This window comes from Paraburkholderia yinzeri (genome assembly GCF_046581065.1).
GTDB lineage: Bacteria > Pseudomonadota > Gammaproteobacteria > Burkholderiales > Burkholderiaceae > Paraburkholderia.
The window spans coordinates 1,901,434-1,920,583 of the sequence record NZ_JBFOCJ010000001.1 but is presented as its reverse complement, the minus strand read 5'-3'; the positions used below and the strand labels follow the sequence as shown (position 1 = coordinate 1,920,583).

The following is a 19,150-nucleotide window of genomic DNA, read 5'->3' as shown; positions in this document are numbered from 1 at the left end:
CAAACTTACTGGCCTTGCGTGGTGAGGGCAGCCCGGACGAACGGCATCGAATCCGCCATCGCCGGTTGCTGCGCGAACTGCTGGTGAGCTTCCAGATACTCGTCCAGACGCGCGTCGCGAATGATGTTGCCGTCCTGCACGGCAGCCGTCTGCACGGGCGCCGAATTCATCGCCACGCGCTGCATGCCCTGTGACGACCCGACCGACGCGACCTGTGCCCCGCCGCTCGCCAGACCCGCACCGCGCATCTGCGGCACGACGATCCAGGTGAGAGTGGCAGCGGCCGCGGCAACGGCCAGCGTGGGCACGACGCGGTGACGCAGCGCGAGAATACGCCCGACGCGGCTCGCGCCTTCGCGTGCGGCCGGCAGCGCCGCAGGGGCGAGCACGTGCGGCTCGGCCTCGAAACGCGCGGCGAACCCCGTCATGAACGACCGGCTCGCGGCCGTGCTGAGCGCGAGATCGTCCGAGCGCAGCACGTCGCCGATCAGGTGATACTCCGACCAGGCGGCGCGGCCTTCCTGATCGAGTTCAGAAAAGATACCGCTCAGATGCTCTTCGACGGTGAGTTCCCCGTCGATAAAGGCGGACAGACGCTCGCCGTGCGAGCTTGACACCGACTGCATCGAGACCGATCCCATGATGCTCCCCATTCCCTTACAGACCCTTTATGACACTAACCCGGTGAATCGCATCCGTGCCCCGCAGGCGGCTGGCTTACCAGCGCTTGCCTTCCGGTGTGTCCAGCAGCGGACGCAATTTTGCCGCAATGGCTTCGCGAGCGCGGAAAATTCTTGATCTGACGGTACCGATCGGGCACCCCATCATCTCAGCAATTTCCTCGTAGCTCAAACCTTCAATTTCCCGAAGAGTAATGGCGGTGCGCAGCTCTTCCGGTAAAACCGCCATGGCAGCGTTGACCGTCTCTGCGATCTGCTTGCTCATCAACATCGACTCGGGCGTGTTGATATCCCTTAGTTGATCGGCGTCCGAGAAAGTTTCCGCTTCTTCTGCATCCGCTTCGGTGGAAGTCGGAGCGCGTCTTCCCTGGGTCGCAAGGTAATTCTTGGCCGTATTGACCGCAATCCGGTACAACCACGTATAGAAAGCGGATTCGCCGCGAAACTGCGGCAGCGCCCGGTACGCCTTGATGAAGGCGTCCTGGGCCACGTCCTCGACCTCGGCGGGATCCCGCACGAGGCGCGAAATCAGCCGGATGATCTTGCGGTGGTATTTGGAGACCAGAAGCTCGAACGCGGCCTTGTCGCCTTTTTGCACGCGCTCGACCAGCACCTGGTCGATTTCTTTTTCGCTCACCTGAAAAATCCGTTAGCTCATGGTAGACGCGGGGGCACCATTGTAGCGCCCCCCACCCCCCGTCACGTTACGCGAGTAACAGCCGTTACAGTCGTTACAGCGACCGGCGCGGCGCAAGAAGGCGCTCAGCGGCCGGCCGCGCAGCGCGCGCGGACCGCCAGTTCACGAAAGGCGGCACGCCCGACCGCGTCGGCAGCGACGAGCACCGTGGCACGCCGCGCCGCGTCCTGCACCGACAGCGCGAGCAAGGCGCTTCCCCACTGCGACGCGCCCGTCAGGCGCCCCTGAAACAGGCAGGCACCGGCGTTCGAATACGTCGCGAACGAATCTGGCCCGATTTCAAGGGCCGCCGGCTGTCTGCGGCGCCAGGCCGCGACCGACAAGCCACAGGCAGCCAGAATCGCCAGTGCGGGCGGCACGGCGCGCGCGGGACCGAACCATGGAGCCAGCGCCGTCCAGACGGCCGCCGTCGCCACGGCGATACCCGCTGCGAGAACGCAAAAAAGCGTGGGGGAAAGGCGCAAGACAATTCGCGGCGCACTTTCGCGCCGCGAAAGAAAGGCGGGATCGCGGCCGTCCGGGCTTGCCGGCGCGGCCGCTTGAGGGTCTGTGCGCGTCAAGCGTGGCGCTTGAAGACCAGCGTGCCGTTCGTGCCGCCGAAGCCGAACGAGTTCTTCAGCGCGATGTCGATCTTCATGTCCCGCGCGGTGTTCGCGCAGTAGTCCAGGTCGCATTCCGGATCCTGGTTGAAGATGTTGATCGTCGGCGGCGAGATCTGGTTGTGCACGGCGAGCACCGTGAACACCGACTCCAGACCGCCCGCGCCGCCGAGCAGGTGCCCGGTCATCGACTTCGTCGAATTCACGACGATGTCCTTCGCGTGGTCGCCGAACGCGCGCTTGATCGCAGTCGTTTCCGCGAGGTCGCCGAGCGGCGTCGAGGTGCCGTGCGCGCTCAGCCAGTTCACTTCGCTGGCGTTCACGCCCGCGTTGCGCATCGCCGCCAGCATGCAGCGGCGCGCGCCGTCACCGTCTTCGAGCGGCGCGGTCATGTGATACGCATCGCCGCTCATGCCGTAGCCGGTGACTTCCGCGTAGATCTTCGCGCCACGCTTCTTAGCGTGCTCGTACTCTTCGAGGATCATCACGCCCGCGCCCTCGCCCAGCACGAAGCCGTCGCGGTCCTTGTCCCACGGACGGCTCGCCGTTGCCGGATCGTCGTTGCGCTGCGAGAGCGCACGCGCCGCCGCGAAGCCGCCGATACCGAGCGGCGAGACGGTCGATTCCGCGCCGCCCGCGATCATCACGTCGGCGTCGCCGTACTCGATCAGGCGCGAGGCCTCGCCGATGCAGTGCAGGCCGGTCGTGCAGGCCGTGACCATCGACAGATTCGGGCCCTTGAGGCCGTACTTGATCGAAAGGTGGCCGGAGATCATGTTGATGATCGAGGCCGGCACGAAAAACGGCGAAATACGGCGCGGGCCGCGGTTGAGCAGTTCGGTCTGCGTGATCTCGATCATCGGCAGGCCGCCGATGCCCGAACCCACCACGACGCCGACGCGCTCCGCGTTCTCTTCGGTGATCTCGAAGCCGCTGTCCTGCATCGCCTGCATGCCCGCGGCGATGCCGTAATGGATGAACGTATCCATGTGACGCGCTTCTTTCGCCGGGATGTAATCCTCGATGTTGAAGCCCTTCACTTCGCCGGCGAAGCGGGTCGAGAAGTTCGTGGCGTCGAACTTCGTGATGTTGGCGATACCGGACTTGCCGGCGACCAGATTGGCCCAGCCGTCGGCAACATTATTGCCAACAGGCGAAATCAGCCCCAGGCCTGTAACAACAACTCGACGGCGGCTCACGATAACCCCTTTTCCATAGATGACAAAAGCAAAAGCCACAGAGGCCACAGGAAATGCTCCTGTGAGCCCTGTGGCTAGTTGACCGGCAATGGCCCTGCAGCAGGTGCGGGCGTGTGCGGGTTCACTGGCGTATGTCCTCTCGGGCCGCTCGCGCCGCAGCGGCGCTGGCCCCTACGAGACAACTGCGGACAAATAGCGCCTGAATGTCCTTAGGCCTTGACGTTCGCGCGAGCGTAGTCGATGGCCTGCTGGACCGTCGTGATCTTCTCGGCTTCCTCATCGGGAATTTCCATGCCGAATTCGTCTTCGAGGGCCATCACCAGTTCAACGGTGTCGAGCGAGTCGGCGCCCAGATCGTTCACGAACGAAGCCTCGTTCTTGATTTCGGCTTCCGCGACGCCCAGTTGCTCGGCGACGATCTTCTTGACGCGCTGTTCGATGTTGTCCATTACCCCTCCAAGGGAAAAAAGTTAGCTCATGAATGCGAGTGCGCGCATTTTAGCAGGTTTGAACTGGCAGAAAAGCGGCGCTCGAGGTTCCGGATGGCCTGGGTCTGCGACCGCACCCATCAGGTATATCAAGGCGCGGATAGTACCCGAATCCGGTTAAGACATATACATGCCACCGTTCACATGCAGCGTGGTGCCGGTGATGTATCCCGCCTGCGGCGACGCGAGGAACACGACCGCATGCGCGATATCGTCCGGGCTGCCAAGGCGGCCCAGCGGAATCTGCTGCTTGAGCGCGGCCTGCTGCTCAGCCGGCAGATCCTTCGTCATGTCCGTGTCGATGAAGCCCGGCGCGACGCAGTTCACGGTGATGCCGCGGCTGCCGATCTCGCGCGCGAGCGCGCGCGTCATGCCGGCCACGCCTGCCTTCGCCGCCGCGTAGTTGGCCTGGCCCGGGTTGCCCGACGAACCGACCACCGACGTGATGTTGATGATGCGGCCCGAACGCGCCTTCATCATCGGACGCAGTACGGCGCGGGAAAGGCGGAATACCGACTTCAGATTGGTGTCGATCACGGCGTCCCACTCGTCGTCCTTCATGCGCATTGCAAGGTTGTCCTGCGTAATGCCCGCGTTGTTGACGAGAACCGCAAGGCCGCCGAATTCCTTCACCGTCGCATCGATCAGCGCTTCGGCCGCCGTTGCGTCGTTGACGTCGAGCACGGCGCCGCGGCCCTTGAGGCCTTCCGCCTCGAAGGCCGCGCCGATGGCCTGCGCGCCCGCTTCGCTCGTGGCGGTGCCGATCACCATGGCGCCCTGGCGCGCCAGTTCGATCGCGATCGCCCGGCCGATGCCGCGCGAGGCGCCCGTCACGATGGCGGTCTGGTTGTCGAGAGTCTTTTCCATCTGTCTATTTCTTGAATCCGTTACGAGTGTGACCCGGGATGACTCGGAAAGCCGTTCAGCCGCTAACGACTTAGCCGGCGACGAGCGCGAGTGCTTCTTCGAGCGATTTCGGGTCGGCCACCGACGCACCCACGAGGTTGCCGTCGATACGCTTCGTGAGGCCCGCCAGCACCTTGCCCGGACCGCATTCGATCAGATGCGTGACGCCCTGCGCGGCAATCGCCTGCACGCACTCCACCCAGCGCACCGGACCGGCGGCCTGGCGCACGAGCGCTTCGCGAATGGCTTCGGGATCGGTTGCGAACGCCACGTCGACGTTGTTCACGACGGGGATCGACGGCGCATTGAGCTTCACGTTCGCGAGATAGTGACGCAACTGGTCCGATGCCGGCTTGAGCAGCGAGGAGTGGAACGGCGCGGAGACCGGCAGCGGCAGCGCGCGCTTCGCGCCCTTCGCCTTGGCGACTTCGCAGGCCTTTTCGACCGCGCCCTTATGGCCTGCGATCACGACCTGCGCCGGCGCGTTGAAGTTGACGGCTTCGACCACGCCGCCCGTAGCCGCAGCGGCTTCCGCGCAGGCGGCACGCACGGTGTCGTCGTCGAGGCCCAGCACGGCGGCCATGCCGCCCTCGCCCACCGGCACGGCGCTTTGCATCGCCTGCGCGCGAAAACGCACGAGCGGCACCGCATCGCGGAAAGCCAGCACGCCGGCCGCGACGAGCGCCGTGTATTCGCCGAGGCTGTGACCCGCGACGACGGCGGGCGCCGGACCACCCGCCTGCTGCCATGCGCGATACACGGCCCAGGCGGCGGTCAGCATGACCGGCTGCGTATTGGTGGTGAGGTTCAGTTCGTCGGCCGGACCTTCTGCGATCAGCTTGCCAAGATCCTGATTCAGCGCGTCCGACGCTTCCTGCAGCGTTTCGCGCACAACGGCGCTATCGGCAAAAACATCGAGCATGCCGACGGCCTGCGAGCCCTGGCCCGGAAAAACAAATGCGAATTTCATAGCGTCCCCAATTCGGTCAGTTCAGATGGGCGGCGCACCGCGACCTGGCGCGCGCGAGGCGTGCGACCTACCGCCTCGAACGTGCGCCCGCCGGCCGCGCAAGGAATGGCGCGGCGTGCGTAGCCCGGTCGAAATCAATAGCGGATGACGGATGCGCCCCACGTGAAGCCGCCACCGACACCTTCGATGAGTACGTTCTGGCCGCGCTTGATGCGGCCGTCGCGCACCGCGACATCGAGTGCGAGCGGAATGGACGCCGCCGACGTGTTGCCGTGCTCGCCCACCGTCACCACCATGCGTTCGGCAGGCAAGCCGAGCTTGCGGCAGGTGCCCTGCATGATGCGGATATTGGCCTGGTGCGGAATCAGCCAGTCGATCTGGTTGGCGCTCAGTTGCGCCTTGTCGAGAGCCTCGAGCGCGACCTTCTCCAGCACGTTCACGGCAAGCTTGAACACGGCCTGGCCGTCCATGTACAGGAAGGCGTTGCCGGCAATCACGCCGCCGTTCACGTTGCCCGGCGTGCAGAGGATGTGCGCGTAGCTGCCGTCGGCGTGGAGGGCGCTCGACAGCACGCCCGGTTCCGAGGATGCCTGCAGCACGATCGCACCCGCGCCGTCGCCGAACAACACGCAGGTGGTGCGATCGTTGAAGTCGAGAATGCGCGAGAAGGTTTCCGCGCCGACGATGAGCGCCGTGCGGTGCTGGCCGCTGCGGATCAGGCTGTCGGCGATCGAGACCGCGTACGCAAAGCCCGCGCACACGGCCTGCACATCGAACGCGGCGCCCTGATTGCGGATGCCGAGCTTGTTCTGCAGCAGGCAGGCCGTGCTCGGGAACACGAAATCGGGCGTGGACGTGGCGACGATGATGAGGTCGATCGACTGCGGATCGACGTCGGCCGCGGCGATGGCGCGCTGCGAGGCGGCCAGCGCGAGATCGCTCGTCGTGACGTCGGAAGCGGCGAAGTGGCGCGCGTGGATGCCCGTGCGGGCAACGATCCACTCGTCGCTCGTCTCGACGCCCTTCGCGGCGAGACGCTCAGCCAGTTCCTGGTTGGTGACGCGGTCCGGCGGAAGATAGCTGCCCGTGCCGAGCACGCGGGTATATAGAGTCGATTGAGCCATTATGCCTTCGAGGAAGATGCGGTGCCGGGCGGAATCTCGCCCGCGGCCTGAGCGCCGGGCTGGCTGTCGCCGGACCCGCCGGCCGCCTGTTCGAGCGAACCGGCGTTCTCGTCCATGGCGCGAGCGAGACGCTCCAGCACGCCATTTTTGACGGCATCATACCCGCGTTTGATCGCCCACTCAAACGCGTAGGCGTCCGCGGAGCCGTGGCTCTTGATGACGACGCTCTTGAGTCCCAACAGCGCCGCGCCGTTGTACTTGCGGGGATCGAACCGCTTCTTGTAGCTCAGCAGCACGGGCATCGCGACGAGCGCGGCCAGCTTCGTGAGCCAGGAACGGCCGAACTCTTCCCTGAGCCCCTTCGTGAGCATGTCGGCGAGGCCCTCCGACGTCTTGAGCGCGACATTACCAACGAAACCGTCACAGACGATCACGTCGACGGTGCCCTTGTAAATGTCGTTGCCTTCGACGTTGCCGCGGAAGTTCAGCGTGCTCGCGCGCAGCAGTTCGCCCGCACGTTTGATGGTCTCGTTGCCCTTGATGATCTCTTCGCCGATGTTCAGGAGGCCGATGCTTGGCCGCTCCTTGTTTTCGAGCGCAGCGACGAGCGCGTGTCCCATCTCGGCGAACTGCAACAGATGCTGCGGTTCGCAATCGACGTTCGCGCCAAGGTCGAGCACCGTCGTATAGCCGGTGGTCACGTTCGGCATCGGAAAAGCGATCGCGGGACGTTCGATGCCGGGCAGCGTCTTGAGCACGTAGCGCGACACGGCCATCAGCGCGCCGGTGTTGCCCGCCGAAACGCAGGCCTGCGCCTCGCCGTCCTTCACGCGGTTGAGCGCGACGCGCATCGACGAATCTTTCTTCTTGCGCAGCGCGACTTCGACCGGGTCGTCCATTTCGACGACCTCGGTGGCGGGAACGACCGTGAACGCAGGGTTATCCAGCGCCTTCAGCTTCTTCAACTGGGCGCGGATCGCCGACTCGACGCCCACGAGCAGCAGATGCGCGTCGGGGTGCGAGCGGACGAATTTGACTGCGGCAGGCACCGTCACAGACGGTCCGTGGTCGCCTCCCATGCAATCTATCGTGAGCGTAACAGTCATGGAATGCGACGGATTTCAGGCACAAAAAAGCGGCAGTTGAATGCCGCCTTTTTTGCCGAGCCGAAAAATTGTCAAGCGAACGGAATCGCCATGCACAGCACCGCTCGATGATCCTGCGGATCAAGCGGGCGCCGCACAGTGGAACGATTAGTCGTTCTTGGTCTTGACGACTTTCTTGCCGCGGTAGTAGCCGTTCGGGCTGATGTGGTGACGCAGATGCACTTCACCCGTGCTCGGCTCGACAGCCAGCGGAGCGCCCGTGAGGAAATCGTGCGAGCGGTGCATGCCGCGCTTCGACGGCGACTTCTTGTTTTGTTGAACTGCCATGATAACTCCTGAGAATTTCGCGAATTCTAACACAACCCGATCCGACCGCCGCCACCCAAGGGGTTGGCAGGACTCCCGGAGGGGGCCTACGAATGGGTACTACGATGTACTGCGCGCCACCAGCAGCAGCGTTAGTGCTTGCTGCCGGGACCGTCCTTCTTGAGCGATTCGAGCGCCGCAAACGGGTTGACGCGCTCTTGCGTCTCGATTTCCTGCTCCGGCACGTCGTCCACGGAGTCCACGCCTTCCGCGCCGTCGGCACCCGAGGCGAGGCTTTCGTGCACCGCCGGACAGATTTCGTGCTTCGGCACGAGCGGCAGCGAGAGCAACAGCTCCTCTTCGATCAAGTCGACGAGATCGAAATGGCGCGAGCCCACAATCACATCGACGTCATCGTCGTCGAGCGGAAACTCGTCCGCCTCTTCTTCCGTCTGGACGATACGGAAGACCGGGTCAGCGTCGAATGCCTGCTCGTAGGGAGCAAGGCAACGCTGACACGTAATCCATGCGCTACCGTGAACCGCAAGCCGCAGATACGGTTGCGGTCCTTCGGTGCCGTCATCCTGCAATTCCGCCTGGGTGAACCCTGCCGCCTGCCACGTAAAAACTGTGTCGCGATCTGGCGCGTCCGCCGCGACTTCGTTTAACATGCGCGGCAGCTGCGAGAGACGCACGGCTCCTGCAGCTTCCCGGCCGCTGCGCGCGAATTCGAAGAGATCGAGATCGCGTGGGTTAAGCGAAGCGATGGCGCCTGCGGGCTTGCCAGTGAGTTCGGTCATTGTGCGCTCCTGCGTCGTTGCCTACGCGCCAGTCTCGCGCGTGTCGCAGCGCCTGGCAAGCCGCGCTTGCGAACTGCGCCTCTTTTAAGCCTGACTGGCTCGCGAGGCGTGCAAGCCCTGCAGCGCTTTGCCGCCGGCCATTCCGCCACAGCCCACCCCACGAAGGGGCAAGAAAAAGAGGCGTGCGAAACGCGCGCACCGATGAAAAGCCCAAAATCATAACGCCTTTATCTTTTGGAGTCAAACACTTAACGGCTTGCACGCAAGTGCCTGTGCGGGCAGAGTTTTCCCTTCTAGCACCCTCTCTATCCGCCCCTCTTTCTACGATCAACCGAACATGCAGGACTTATCCCCTACGGACCGAGGCGCCGCCCCCTCCCCGAGCCGCCCCGCGCTGATTCTCGCGTCCAGCTCACGCTACCGCCGCGAACTGCTGGAGCGGCTGCGCATTCCGTTCGACACCGCGGTGCCCGCCGTCGACGAAACGCCGCACGCCGGCGAAACGCCGGAAGCCACGGCGCTGCGACTCGCGCAAGCCAAAGCCCGCGCCGTGGCGAGCGCGCTGCCCGCCACGGCCGGCCGCACGCTCGTGATCGGCTCCGACCAGGTGGCAACCTTCGACGGCAAGCAGATCGGCAAGCCCGGCACTCATGAGCGCGCGCTGGCCCAGTTGCAGTCGATGCGGGGCCGCGAGGTGCTTTTCCATAGCGCGCTCAGCCTGCTCGACACCGCTACTGGCCAAACGGATACGGTCGATGTCGTGACGAAGGTGCGCTTCCGGCCGCTCTCCGATGCGGCGCTCGACGCCTATCTGCGCGCCGAACAGCCCTACGACTGCGCAGGCAGCGCGAAGTCCGAGGGCCTCGGCATTGCGCTGCTCGAGGCGATCGAATCCGACGACCCCACTGCGCTGATCGGCCTGCCGCTCATCGCGCTCACGCGCATGCTGCTCACGGCGGGCTACCCGCTGCTGGAGGCCCGATGACCGGTACGCTCTATCTGATTCCGAACACGCTCGGCGACGGCGACGAGGCCGCGCTCGCGGCCGTCCTGCCTGCTCCGGTGCGCGAGCGCGCGGGTACGCTCGCGAGCTATATCGGCGAAAACGCCAAGACGACGCGCGCTTTCCTCAAGCGGGTCGGCACGACGCGCCCGATCCAGGAAATCGAGATTCGCGAACTGAACGTCAACACGCCGCCCGCCGAGATCGACAAGCTGCTCGCGCCGCTCCTCGCGGGGATCGACACAGGTCTCGTCTCGGAGGCGGGCGTGCCCGCCGTGGCGGACCCCGGCGCACTGCTCGTGCGGCGGGCACACGAGCGCGGCATCAAGGTCGTGCCGCTCGTGGGGCCCAGCTCAATCCTGCTTGCGCTGATGGCCTCGGGCCTGAACGGCCAGAGCTTCGCGTTCCACGGCTACCTGCCCGTCGATGCGAACGAACGCGCGAAGAAGGTGCGCGAGCTGGAACAGCACTCGCGCAAGGCGAAGCAAACGCAGATCTTCATCGAAACGCCCTACCGCAACCGGACGATGCTCGATGCGCTACTCGCGAGCTGCGCACCCTCGACGCTCGTGTGCGTCGCCGTCGACCTCACGCTGCCGACGGAAACGATCGTGAGCCGAACAGTGGCCGACTGGAAGAAAAAGCCCGCACCCGATCTGCACAAGCGGCCGGCCATCTTTCTGCTCCTCGCCGCCTGACGCGACCGGGGCAACGCGACACAACGCGAAGTCGCTACCCCAAAGCGCAACGGCCACCCGCGCACGAGGCACGGATGGCCGTTCATCGCAAAAGCCGCGGTTCTAGTGGACAGCGACCTGGCCGCTCGCGATCAGCGCGTGCATCGCGGCCGAGCCCACTGCCGTGCCGAAACGCTTCGCGACGCGGTCGGTGAGGCTCTGCTTGACCGTGTAATCGACGATATCGGGCGCCTTGATGACCTCGCGCGCCACGTAGTCGGTGTCGCCAAAGCCGTCTGCCAGACCCAGTTCCACGCTCTTCTCGCCCGTCCAGAAAAGGCCCGAGAAAAGGTCGGGCGTATCGTGCAGACGCTTGCCGCGGCCGGTCTTCACGGCGTCGATGAACTGCTGGTGGATCTGATCGAGCATGTCCTGGGCGTGGGCGTCCATCTGCGGCGTCTCCGGCGAGAACGGGTCGAAAAAGCCCTTGTTCTCACCCGAAGTATGCAGGCGGCGCTGGATCCCGAGCTTGTCCATGAGACCCGTGAACCCGAAGCCGTCCATCAGCACGCCGATCGAACCCACGATGCTCGCCTTGTTCACGTAGATCTTGTCGGCGGCAGCGGCAACGTAGTAGCCGCCCGACGCGCACATGTCGCCCACCACGACGTAGAGCGGGATCGCCGGGTACTTCTTGCGCAGCCGCAAAATTTCGTCGTTGATGATGCCCGCCTGCACGGGGCTGCCCCCGGGGCTGTCGATGTGCAGGATCACGCCGGCCGTGCCGTCGTCGTCGAAGGCGCTGTCGAGCGCGCTGTTGATGTCTTCGGCGTTCGCGCTCGTATCGGCGGCGATCTCGCCGTCGAGCGACACGAGCGCCGTGTGGCGGCTGTCGCCCTCGACGCGCGCGCCGGAAAGGTCCAGCACGCTCCATGCAATCACCAGCAGCACCGCGAGGAAGGCGAAGCGGAAGAATATTCTCCAGCGCCGCGCCGCGCGCTGCTCGTGGATCGCCGCCAGCGCGATACGCTCGAGCGCCTCGCGCTCCCAGCCGGGCGCAGACGCATTGCGGTCAGCCGCGCTTTCAGCCGATTTGGGGCGGACCGGTTCGTTCGATTCAGGGGTCGGATTGTCGGACATGCGAGCGGTGCGTGGTCAGGGTTGGGTCGGGCGCAGATCGCCATCGGGAAGCCAGAATACCGTACGGCCCTCGGGCGTGTCCCGTTCTTCGACACGCACGGGCCGCAGGCGGCCGCCGCGGCATGGTCCGCCCACGCATTTGCCGGTGTCGGGCTCGTAGATCGCGCCGTGCGTCGCACACATCAGGTAGAGGCCGGACGACTCGAAGAACTGGCCCTCGACCCAGTCCAGCTCCATGGGCACGTGAGCGCAGCGATTCAGGTAGCCGTAGACCTCGCCGCCATAGCGAACGAAGAACACCACCGCGTCGCCGCCCACGTAAGTGGCGTTCATGCGCTGGCCTGCGCCGCCGTCGAGCAGCGCCTCCGCGGCACAAATTCGCACCGGATCGATCAGCGCTTCCGTCATGCGTGCTCCCGCAGCCAGGTGGCCAGCGCCGCCACATCGGGGGCGATGTAGCGCGGCTCCAAGGTTTCGAGCGAACCCGCCGCGTGCGCGCCATATGCGACGCCCACACCCGCCACCCCCGCGTTGATCGCCATCTGCAGGTCGTGTGTCGTGTCGCCGATCATCAGCGTGCGCCCCGGATCCTGCCCCAGTTCGCGCGTCAATTCGTGAAGCATCGCCGGATGCGGCTTCGAAAAGGTTTCGTCGGCGCAGCGGGTGCCGTCGAAAAGGCTCGTGAGGCGCGCCTCGTCGAGCGCGCGGTTCAGCCCGACGCGGCTCTTGCCCGTCGCCACGGCCAGCAGGTAACCGACCTCGCGCAGCTCGACCAGCATCTCGCGCACGCCGGCGAAGAGTTCGGTCTTCTGCTCGTTGAGCAGGTAATGCACGCGGTAGCGCTCGACAAGACGCGGGTAGTCGGCCGTATCGAGCGTGGGCGCCGCAATCTGCAGCGCCTCGCGCAGGCCGAGGCCGATTACATAGCTCGCCGCTTCGTCGCCGGGCACAGGCAGCCCCAGGTCGCGGCAAGCCGCCTGGATGCTGCGCGTGATGTGGGCCGTCGAATCCATCAGCGTGCCGTCCCAATCGAACACAATCAGATCAAATTGCTCTCTGGCCATGCGGTGCTTCTCCAAACGTATTGTTCTATTCGGGTTGCGCGGCAGGCCTGCCCGCGTCTCACCCCTGTTCTCGCCCCTGTTCCGCACCCGCGTCACCTTCGGCGCCGTCGCGCTGCGCGCGCAGCGACTCGACGAAGCGGCGGCACTCGGCGGGCAGCGGCGCCTCGAACTGCAGCGTCTCGCCCGTGATCGGGTGCGCAAGCTTCAGCCGGTACGCGTGCAGAAACATGCGCTTGATGCCGGGACTGGCGGCCGGGCGCGCGAGCGCCTTGTTCAGCGCGAAGTCGCCGTATTTGGCGTCGCCGACGATGGGCAGGCCGAGATGCGCCAGATGCACGCGGATCTGGTGCGTGCGGCCCGTCTTCAGCTCGGCTTCGAGCAGAGCGTACTCCGGCCAGCGCTCGACGAGGTTGAAAACCGTATGCGATGGCTGGCCGTCGGGCTGCACGCGCACGCGCCGCTCGCCTTCCGGGGTCAGGAACTTGTGCAATGGCTCCTTCACCACCCGGCGGCGGCCCCAGTCGCTCGCCCAGTCGCCGTGGACGCAGGCGTAGTAGCGCTTGTCCATCCGGTTTTCGCGGATCTGCTCGTGCAGGCCCACCAGCGCCGCGCGCTTCCTGGCCAGCATGAGGACGCCGGAGGTCTCGCGGTCGAGCCGGTGCACCAGTTCGAGGAACTTCGCATGCGGCCGCGCCTCGCGCAACTGCTCGATCACGCCGAACGCCACACCGCTGCCGCCATGGACCGCCACGCCCGCCGGCTTGTCGATCACGAGCAGCGCTTCGTCCTCGTAGAGCACCGGAAATTGGGCGGCCGGTACCGGCACGGGCGCGGCGGCGCCGGCGTCGGTCTGCGCCGTGCGGATGGGCGGCACGCGCACCACGTCCCCAAGGACAAGCCGATATTGGGCATCGATCCGGCCCTTGTTCACGCGGACTTCGCCGCTGCGCAAGATCCGGTAGATATGGCTTTTGGGCACGCCCTTGCAGACGCGCAGGAGGAAATTGTCGATGCGCTGACCGGCCGAGCCCTCATCGACTTCGACGTAAGAAACCTGGTCGCTTGCGACCTGATTCTGGGATATTTTGCCTAACCCTTTCATTCTGAATATAATTTGCCCAGCGCTCGCGCGAAGGTCGACCGAACGGCTAAAAATCCGTCGGGTCCCGAAACCGCGCCGCCTGCGCTGGCAGCAAGCGATAAACCGTTATTTTACTTGCGCCCGGGGCGAGTTGCTTACCCCGAAAGCTGAGAAGCAACGAGTTGCACGCACGGAAGTTCGCATCGGCAGGGACGGCGCCCACAGGCACGTTCGGTTGACAGCGGGCTCCGACGGTAACGGAAGGTTGGTATAAAGAATTCATCCGGCGAATCCTGCCGCACGGTCGAAGTGGCCGTCGAGAGGACGCGCCGGTGGCGAATAACGGCGAGCGCCCGAAGCGTCCTGCGTAACGTGCGGGACAAGGCGACGTCAACAATGGCGAGACACCCCGAGGGGGAAGACGGGCGTTACCTGAAAGCTTCCCGTGCGCGGCCGGCCGGTTTGAAACCGGCGGTCGCGAAACTGATCCGGCCAGCAGCGCGCGCGGTTCGCCGCTGCGGTCGATGCCGGTTGTACTGGTCGCGGCCGTGCGTTCCGATGCCCTGCATCGCGCACCCGGCGCCCGGATGGGAAGCGCAGGTATTACGCGTCGTCGCGCTCCCGCGGCAACTCGCGCCGCTTGTTGAAGCCGTATTCGCATGAGCCCCGCGGTCCGTCCGGGCATGGCAGCCATCGTGCTGCGCATCGCTCCGGCCAGACCCACTGAAGGCAATTCTCCCCGCCATCGTTCCTGCTCCCGCGTGCTTGTGAAAACACGATAAGGCGCGGCATGCCGCTGCCCGTCCAGGTGCCGCCCGGCCTTTCGCCCGGCACCGCGACGGACTGCGCGCGAAGCCGCTCTGGAGCCGTTCAATGAAACGAATGCTGTTCAACGCGACGCAGCAGGAAGAGCTGCGCGTCGCCATCGTCGATGGACAGAAGCTGATCGACATCGACATCGAAACCGCCGGGCGCGAACAGCGCAAAGGCAATATCTACAAGGGCGTCATCACCCGCATCGAGCCGTCGCTCGAAGCATGTTTCGTCAACTACGGCGAAGACCGCCACGGCTTCCTGCCGTTCAAGGAAGTCGCCCGCCAGTACTTCCGTGAAGGCGTGGACATGCGCAGCGCGCGTATCCAGGACGCCCTCAAGGAAGGCCAGGAACTGATCGTCCAGGTCGAGAAGGAAGAGCGCGGCAACAAGGGCGCCGCCCTCACCACGTTCATCTCGCTCGCCGGCCGCTATCTCGTCCTCATGCCGAACAACCCGCGCGGCGGCGGCGTGTCGCGCCGCATCGAGGGCGACGACCGTCAGGAACTGCGCGAAACCATGGCGCAACTCCAGTTGCCGGACGGCATGAGCATCATTGCGCGCACGGCCGGCATCGGCCGCTCCGCCGAAGAGCTCCAGTGGGACCTGAACTACCTGCTGCAACTGTGGCGCGCGATCGAAGCCGCCTCGCAGGCCGGCCAGAGCGGTCAGCCGATGCTGATCTACCTGGAATCGAGCCTCGTGATCCGCGCGATCCGCGACTACTTCCAGCCCGACATCGGCGAAATCCTCATCGACACCACCGAGATCCACGACCAGGCGCGCGCCTTCATGGATATCGTGATGCCGGACAATGTCAACAAGGTGAAGCGGTACCACGACGACGTGCCGCTTTTCTCGCGCTTCCAGATCGAGCACCAGATCGAGACGGCGTATTCGCGTACCGTCCCGCTGCCCTCGGGCGGCGCGATCGTGATCGACCACACCGAGGCGCTCGTCGCCATCGACGTGAACTCGGCGCGCGCCACCAAGGGCGCCGACATCGAGGAAACCGCCGCGCGCACCAACCTCGAAGCCGCCGACGAAGTGGCGCGCCAGTTGCGTCTGCGCGACCTGGGCGGCCTGATCGTGATCGACTTCATCGACATGGAGTCGGCCAAGAGCCAGCGCGAAGTCGAGCAGCGCCTGAAGGACGCGCTGCGCCACGACCGCGCGCGCGTGCAGATGGGCAAGATCTCGCGCTTCGGCCTCATGGAGCTGTCGCGCCAGCGTCTGCGCCCCGCTCTCTCGGAAGGCAGCCACGTTACCTGCCCGCGCTGCAACGGCACGGGTCATATCCGCGATACGGAATCGTCGGCGCTTCAGGTCCTGCGCATCATCCAGGAAGAGGCGATGAAGGAAAACACCGCGGCGATCCACTGTCAGGTGCCGGTCGAAGTGACCGCCTTCCTGCTGAACGAAAAGCGCTCGGAAATCAACAAGATCGAATCGCGCTTCAAGGTCGCCGTCGTCCTGATCCCGAACAAGCATCTGGAAACGCCGCACTACAAGCTCGAACGCCTGCGTCACGACGACGCGCGCCTCGACGACCCGCGTGCCTCGTGGAAGATGGCCGAGGAAGCGGCTCGCGAACTTGAATCGGAAACGGGCTACAGCAAGCGCACCGCCGAAGCCAAGCCGAAGCAGGAAGCCGCGGTGAAGGGCATTACGCCGGAGCGTCCGGCGCCGAGCGCGCCGGTCAAGCCTGCCGAAGCTGCGCCCGCGGCCGCTCAGGTCGCTGTCACGCCGGCCGGTGGCGGATTCTTCGGCTGGGTCAAGCGCCTCTTCGGCAACGCACCGGCCGCGGTTCCCGCACCGGCGCCGGCCGGGCAGGACAAGGCAGCCCGCCCGGCGCGCGAAGTGCGCGGTGAGCGCGGCGAGAAAGCCGGCGGCGATCGCAACCGCAATCGTCGTTCGGGCGGCCGCGATGCGGCTGGCCGCGGCGAAGCGGCGGGCGGTGCACGTGCCGGCCAACCGTCGGCGCGCCGCGAGGAACGCGAACCGCGTGAAGGACGCGAGGGTCGTGCACCGCGCGAGGGACGCGAAGGCCGTGAGCCGCGTGAAGCCCGTGAGGGGCGCGAAGGCCGCGGCGAGCGCGAACAGCGCATCGAACGCGTGGAACGCGGCGAGCACCGCGCCGACCAGGCAGAAGCCGCCGCACCGCGCGGCGAGCGCCAGGAACGGGGTGAACGTCAGGAGCGGAGCGAACGCCGTGAGCGCGGCGAACGGGGCGAACGCCGCCGTACGCAGCAGACCGAAGCCGCCGAGGCCCAGGAAACGCGTCTCGACGCCGCCTCGGTCGAAAACACCGGCGCCGTGCTGACGGAAGGCGTCGCGCAGGGTGCCGGCGATGACGACGCGGGCGCACCGCGCGATGGCGAGGAACGCCGCCGCCGCCGTCGCGGCCGCCGTGGCGGCCGTCGCGAGCGCGAGACCGAAGGTGTCGCCGACGTAAGCGCGGAAGGCGCGCAGGACGATGCCGCCGAAGCCGCAGCGCCGGCGGAAGCCGAACACGCCGCAGACGTTGCCGCGCCCGTTGCCGCACCTGCGGAAGCCGCAGCCGAAGCACCGTCGTCGGATGTCGCCGTGCACACGATCGTCGCCGAATCGGTGGTCGTGACTGCACTGCCGGAAGCGGCGCAAGCCGTCGTGACCCAGGTCGAAGCGCAAGCAGTCGAGTCGGAAGCACCGGCGCAAACGCAAGCGGAAGCGCCGGCGCAAGTAGCGCCGGTCGAGCCCGTCACGCCGGCCGTTGCCGAACCGGTTGCGCCTGCCGCTGCAGAAGCGACCGAGCCGGTGGCCCCCGTGGCCGAAACCGCACCGGCCGCGCCGACCCCGGCTGAAACACTTGCTACCCGGGAAGACCGGGTAGAAGCCCCGGCGGCTTCGCAAGCCATCGAGCAACCGGTGGAACACCCGGCGCTGCAAGCGGTTGAGCCAGCAACGCAACCTGCAGCCGAACCCGCCGCAGCCGCGCCGGTGGCGCAAGCCCCGGCCCGTCCGGCCGCCGCGGCCACGCTGTCGGCCGAGACGCTGGAGCCGATGCTGGCCGCCGCCGGCCTCGTCTGGGTCAACACCGACAGCGGCAAGCTGCACGCCGCCCAGGCCGCGGCGGCATTGATCGTGAAGCCGGCGCGCGTGCCGCGCGAGCGTAAGGCGCTGCCGCCGGCCGATACGACGCCGATGCAGCAGGTCGAAACGAACCATCAGGCGCAGTAAGGCCTGTCCGGCCGGGAGATGCCGGGCGTCACGCCTGGCATCTCCCGGCCCCAAGGAAGCCCGCCATATCGGCGGGCTTTTTTTTGATATATCACGGGTCCTCCCCGAGGCTGGCGGGGCAGAGGTTCGGCTAAAATTCAATCAAACTCTGAACGAAGCCACGATGTCCCGACGCGTCATCCCCGTTGCCGATGCCCGTACGCTGCCGCCTCACGCGGCCGGCGGGGCCGCGCGCGCGCCGGCCGGCGAGGTTCTCGACACCCTCGTGCGGCCCTTGCACGACCTGCGCATCTCGGTCACGGACCGCTGCAACTTCCGGTGCGTCTACTGCATGCCGCGCGAAGTGTTCGACAAGGACTACCCTTTCCTGCCGCATGCCGCCCTCCTCTCGCTCGAGGAGATCGAGCGCCTCGCGCGGCTTTTCGTCGCGCACGGCGTCACGAAGATCCGCCTGACCGGGGGCGAACCGCTCCTGCGCAAGAACATCGAATTCCTGATCGAGCGTCTTGCCGCGCTGCGCACGCCAGCAGGCGAGCCGCTCGACCTCACGCTCACGACCAACGGGTCGTTGCTGGCCCGCAAGGCGCGCACGCTGCGCGACGCGGGCCTCACGCGCGTGACCGTTAGCCTCGACGCGCTCGACGACGCACTCTTTCGCCGCATGAACGACGCCGACTTCGCGGTCGCCGACGTTCTCGAAGGCATCGCGGCCGCGCAGGCCGCGGGCCTCGCGCCGTTGAAGGTCAACATGGTGGTCAAGCGCGGCACCAACGACGACGAAATCATGCCGATGGCGCGACACTTCCGCGGCTCGGGCGTGACGCTGCGCTTTATCGAATACATGGACGTGGGCAGCTCGAACGGCTGGAACATGACCGAAGTGCTGCCTTCGGCGGACGTCGTCGCGCGCATCGCCGAGCACTTTCCGCTCGTGCCGCTCGAAGCCCACGACGCCGCCGAGACCGCGCAACGCTGGGGCTATGCCGACGGCGCGGGGGAAATCGGCGTGATCTCCAGCGTGACGCGCGCGTTCTGCGGCACCTGCACGCGCGCGCGCCTCTCGACCGAGGGCAAGCTGTACCTGTGCCTGTTCGCCTCGATGGGCTACGACTTGCGCGCGCTCCTGCGCAACGGCGCCGGCGACGAAGCGATCTCGGCGGCCATCGCCCAGGTCTGGGAAGGCCGCGCCGACCGCTACTCGCAGTTGCGCGGCAGTGCCGCCGCTCGCGCCGAATCCAGCGAACGCCGCATCGAAATGTCCTATATCGGCGGGTAACC

The 19,150-nt window shown here is 66.2% G+C and carries 19 protein-coding genes; 4 read left to right on the top strand and 15 right to left on the bottom strand.

Annotated features, from left to right (window positions below; all coding sequences use genetic code 11):
* Positions 1 to 5: 5 nt before the first annotated feature.
* The 11 genes from WJ542_RS09210 to WJ542_RS09160 form a co-directional block, all read right to left on the bottom strand.
* Positions 6 to 641, bottom strand: a complete 636-nt coding sequence (locus tag WJ542_RS09210) for a sigma-E factor negative regulatory protein (RefSeq protein WP_411189012.1) — start codon at positions 639 to 641, stop codon at positions 6 to 8.
* 76 nt (positions 642 to 717) lie between these two features.
* A complete protein-coding gene (gene rpoE, locus WJ542_RS09205) occupies positions 718 to 1,317 on the bottom strand; it encodes an RNA polymerase sigma factor RpoE (RefSeq protein ID WP_028215987.1) in 600 nt (199 codons plus the stop codon).
* Between the two features lie 125 nt (positions 1,318 to 1,442).
* Complete coding sequence (locus tag WJ542_RS09200; protein ID WP_411189011.1) at positions 1,443 to 1,793, bottom strand: hypothetical protein; 351 nt, start codon at positions 1,791 to 1,793, stop codon at positions 1,443 to 1,445.
* Between the two features lie 140 nt (positions 1,794 to 1,933).
* Positions 1,934 to 3,175 carry a beta-ketoacyl-ACP synthase II gene (gene fabF / locus WJ542_RS09195; protein WP_411189010.1) on the bottom strand — a complete coding sequence of 414 codons (1,242 nt, stop codon included), beginning with the start codon at positions 3,173 to 3,175 and terminating at the stop codon, positions 1,934 to 1,936.
* A 209-nt stretch (positions 3,176 to 3,384) separates the two neighbouring features.
* On the bottom strand, positions 3,385 to 3,624 hold the full coding sequence (acpP, locus tag WJ542_RS09190) for an acyl carrier protein (RefSeq protein ID WP_004197638.1): 240 nt from the start codon (positions 3,622 to 3,624) through the stop codon (positions 3,385 to 3,387).
* A 156-nt stretch (positions 3,625 to 3,780) separates the two neighbouring features.
* Positions 3,781 to 4,530 (bottom strand): 3-oxoacyl-ACP reductase FabG, encoded by a 750-nt coding sequence (gene fabG, locus WJ542_RS09185; protein ID WP_411189009.1) that lies wholly within the window; start codon positions 4,528 to 4,530, stop codon positions 3,781 to 3,783.
* Positions 4,531 to 4,600: 70 nt separating this feature from the next.
* Positions 4,601 to 5,539 carry an ACP S-malonyltransferase gene (fabD, locus tag WJ542_RS09180; protein ID WP_411189008.1) on the bottom strand — a complete coding sequence of 313 codons (939 nt, stop codon included), beginning with the start codon at positions 5,537 to 5,539 and terminating at the stop codon, positions 4,601 to 4,603.
* Between the two features lie 134 nt (positions 5,540 to 5,673).
* A complete protein-coding gene (locus WJ542_RS09175) occupies positions 5,674 to 6,663 on the bottom strand; it encodes a beta-ketoacyl-ACP synthase III (protein ID WP_411189007.1) in 990 nt (329 codons plus the stop codon).
* A complete protein-coding gene (gene plsX, locus WJ542_RS09170) occupies positions 6,663 to 7,769 on the bottom strand; it encodes a phosphate acyltransferase PlsX (protein WP_411189006.1) in 1,107 nt (368 codons plus the stop codon). The genes WJ542_RS09175 and plsX overlap by 1 nt, the downstream gene beginning before the upstream one ends.
* Positions 7,770 to 7,916: 147 nt before the next feature.
* On the bottom strand, positions 7,917 to 8,096 hold the full coding sequence (gene rpmF / locus WJ542_RS09165) for a 50S ribosomal protein L32 (protein WP_018441573.1): 180 nt from the start codon (positions 8,094 to 8,096) through the stop codon (positions 7,917 to 7,919).
* Positions 8,097 to 8,227: 131 nt separating this feature from the next.
* Positions 8,228 to 8,875, bottom strand: a complete 648-nt coding sequence (locus WJ542_RS09160; RefSeq protein WP_411189005.1) for a DUF177 domain-containing protein — start codon at positions 8,873 to 8,875, stop codon at positions 8,228 to 8,230.
* A 337-nt stretch (positions 8,876 to 9,212) separates the two neighbouring features.
* Here WJ542_RS09160 and WJ542_RS09155 point away from each other — a divergent pair, with 337 nt between their 5' ends.
* Both WJ542_RS09155 and WJ542_RS09150 read left to right on the top strand, forming a co-directional pair.
* Positions 9,213 to 9,860, top strand: coding sequence for a Maf-like protein (locus tag WJ542_RS09155; RefSeq protein ID WP_411189004.1), 648 nt, complete (start codon positions 9,213 to 9,215; stop codon positions 9,858 to 9,860).
* Entirely contained in the window at positions 9,857 to 10,576 is a 720-nt protein-coding gene (locus WJ542_RS09150; protein ID WP_411189003.1) for an SAM-dependent methyltransferase, read from the top strand. Before WJ542_RS09155 ends, WJ542_RS09150 begins: the two co-directional genes overlap by 4 nt.
* A gap of 102 nt (positions 10,577 to 10,678) precedes the next feature.
* Here the strand turns inward: WJ542_RS09150 and WJ542_RS09145 are convergent, their stop codons facing one another.
* From WJ542_RS09145 to WJ542_RS09130, 4 genes are read right to left on the bottom strand one after another with little or no spacing between them, the layout of a single operon-like run.
* Positions 10,679 to 11,695, bottom strand: a complete 1,017-nt coding sequence (locus WJ542_RS09145) for a S49 family peptidase (RefSeq protein WP_411189002.1) — start codon at positions 11,693 to 11,695, stop codon at positions 10,679 to 10,681.
* A gap of 15 nt (positions 11,696 to 11,710) precedes the next feature.
* On the bottom strand, positions 11,711 to 12,103 hold the full coding sequence (locus tag WJ542_RS09140; protein ID WP_411189001.1) for a Rieske (2Fe-2S) protein: 393 nt from the start codon (positions 12,101 to 12,103) through the stop codon (positions 11,711 to 11,713).
* Positions 12,100 to 12,759, bottom strand: a complete 660-nt coding sequence (locus WJ542_RS09135) for an HAD-IA family hydrolase (RefSeq protein ID WP_411189000.1) — start codon at positions 12,757 to 12,759, stop codon at positions 12,100 to 12,102. Before WJ542_RS09135 ends, WJ542_RS09140 begins: the two co-directional genes overlap by 4 nt.
* Positions 12,760 to 12,817: 58 nt before the next feature.
* Positions 12,818 to 13,861 (bottom strand): RluA family pseudouridine synthase, encoded by a 1,044-nt coding sequence (locus WJ542_RS09130; RefSeq protein WP_411188999.1) that lies wholly within the window; start codon positions 13,859 to 13,861, stop codon positions 12,818 to 12,820.
* Between the two features lie 852 nt (positions 13,862 to 14,713).
* On the opposite strand from WJ542_RS09130, the gene WJ542_RS09125 reads away from it, so the two are divergent.
* Together WJ542_RS09125 and moaA are read left to right on the top strand one after the other, a co-directional pair.
* Positions 14,714 to 17,872: an Rne/Rng family ribonuclease gene (locus WJ542_RS09125; RefSeq protein WP_411188998.1), complete on the top strand. Its 3,159-nt coding sequence runs from the start codon at positions 14,714 to 14,716 to the stop codon at positions 17,870 to 17,872.
* A gap of 163 nt (positions 17,873 to 18,035) precedes the next feature.
* Positions 18,036 to 19,148 (top strand): GTP 3',8-cyclase MoaA, encoded by a 1,113-nt coding sequence (gene moaA / locus WJ542_RS09120; RefSeq protein ID WP_411188997.1) that lies wholly within the window; start codon positions 18,036 to 18,038, stop codon positions 19,146 to 19,148.
* Positions 19,149 to 19,150 lie beyond the last annotated feature (2 nt).

Coding starts and splice junctions, on each gene's coding strand:
- WJ542_RS09175 (WP_411189007.1), bottom strand. CDS start 6,663: ATGGCTCAATCGACTCTATATACCCGCGTGCTCGGCACGGGCAGCTAT.
- WJ542_RS09135 (WP_411189000.1), bottom strand. CDS start 12,759: ATGGCCAGAGAGCAATTTGATCTGATTGTGTTCGATTGGGACGGCACG.
- WJ542_RS09140 (WP_411189001.1), bottom strand. CDS start 12,103: ATGACGGAAGCGCTGATCGATCCGGTGCGAATTTGTGCCGCGGAGGCG.
- WJ542_RS09130 (WP_411188999.1), bottom strand. CDS start 13,861: ATGAAAGGGTTAGGCAAAATATCCCAGAATCAGGTCGCAAGCGACCAG.
- fabG (WP_411189009.1), bottom strand. CDS start 4,530: ATGGAAAAGACTCTCGACAACCAGACCGCCATCGTGACGGGCGCCTCG.
- WJ542_RS09210 (WP_411189012.1), bottom strand. CDS start 641: ATGGGATCGGTCTCGATGCAGTCGGTGTCAAGCTCGCACGGCGAGCGT.
- WJ542_RS09125 (WP_411188998.1), top strand. CDS start 14,714: ATGAAACGAATGCTGTTCAACGCGACGCAGCAGGAAGAGCTGCGCGTC.
- acpP (WP_004197638.1), bottom strand. CDS start 3,624: ATGGACAACATCGAACAGCGCGTCAAGAAGATCGTCGCCGAGCAACTG.
- plsX (WP_411189006.1), bottom strand. CDS start 7,769: ATGACTGTTACGCTCACGATAGATTGCATGGGAGGCGACCACGGACCG.
- moaA (WP_411188997.1), top strand. CDS start 18,036: ATGTCCCGACGCGTCATCCCCGTTGCCGATGCCCGTACGCTGCCGCCT.
- WJ542_RS09150 (WP_411189003.1), top strand. CDS start 9,857: ATGACCGGTACGCTCTATCTGATTCCGAACACGCTCGGCGACGGCGAC.
- rpmF (WP_018441573.1), bottom strand. CDS start 8,096: ATGGCAGTTCAACAAAACAAGAAGTCGCCGTCGAAGCGCGGCATGCAC.
- WJ542_RS09145 (WP_411189002.1), bottom strand. CDS start 11,695: ATGTCCGACAATCCGACCCCTGAATCGAACGAACCGGTCCGCCCCAAA.
- WJ542_RS09155 (WP_411189004.1), top strand. CDS start 9,213: ATGCAGGACTTATCCCCTACGGACCGAGGCGCCGCCCCCTCCCCGAGC.
- fabD (WP_411189008.1), bottom strand. CDS start 5,539: ATGAAATTCGCATTTGTTTTTCCGGGCCAGGGCTCGCAGGCCGTCGGC.
- WJ542_RS09160 (WP_411189005.1), bottom strand. CDS start 8,875: ATGACCGAACTCACTGGCAAGCCCGCAGGCGCCATCGCTTCGCTTAAC.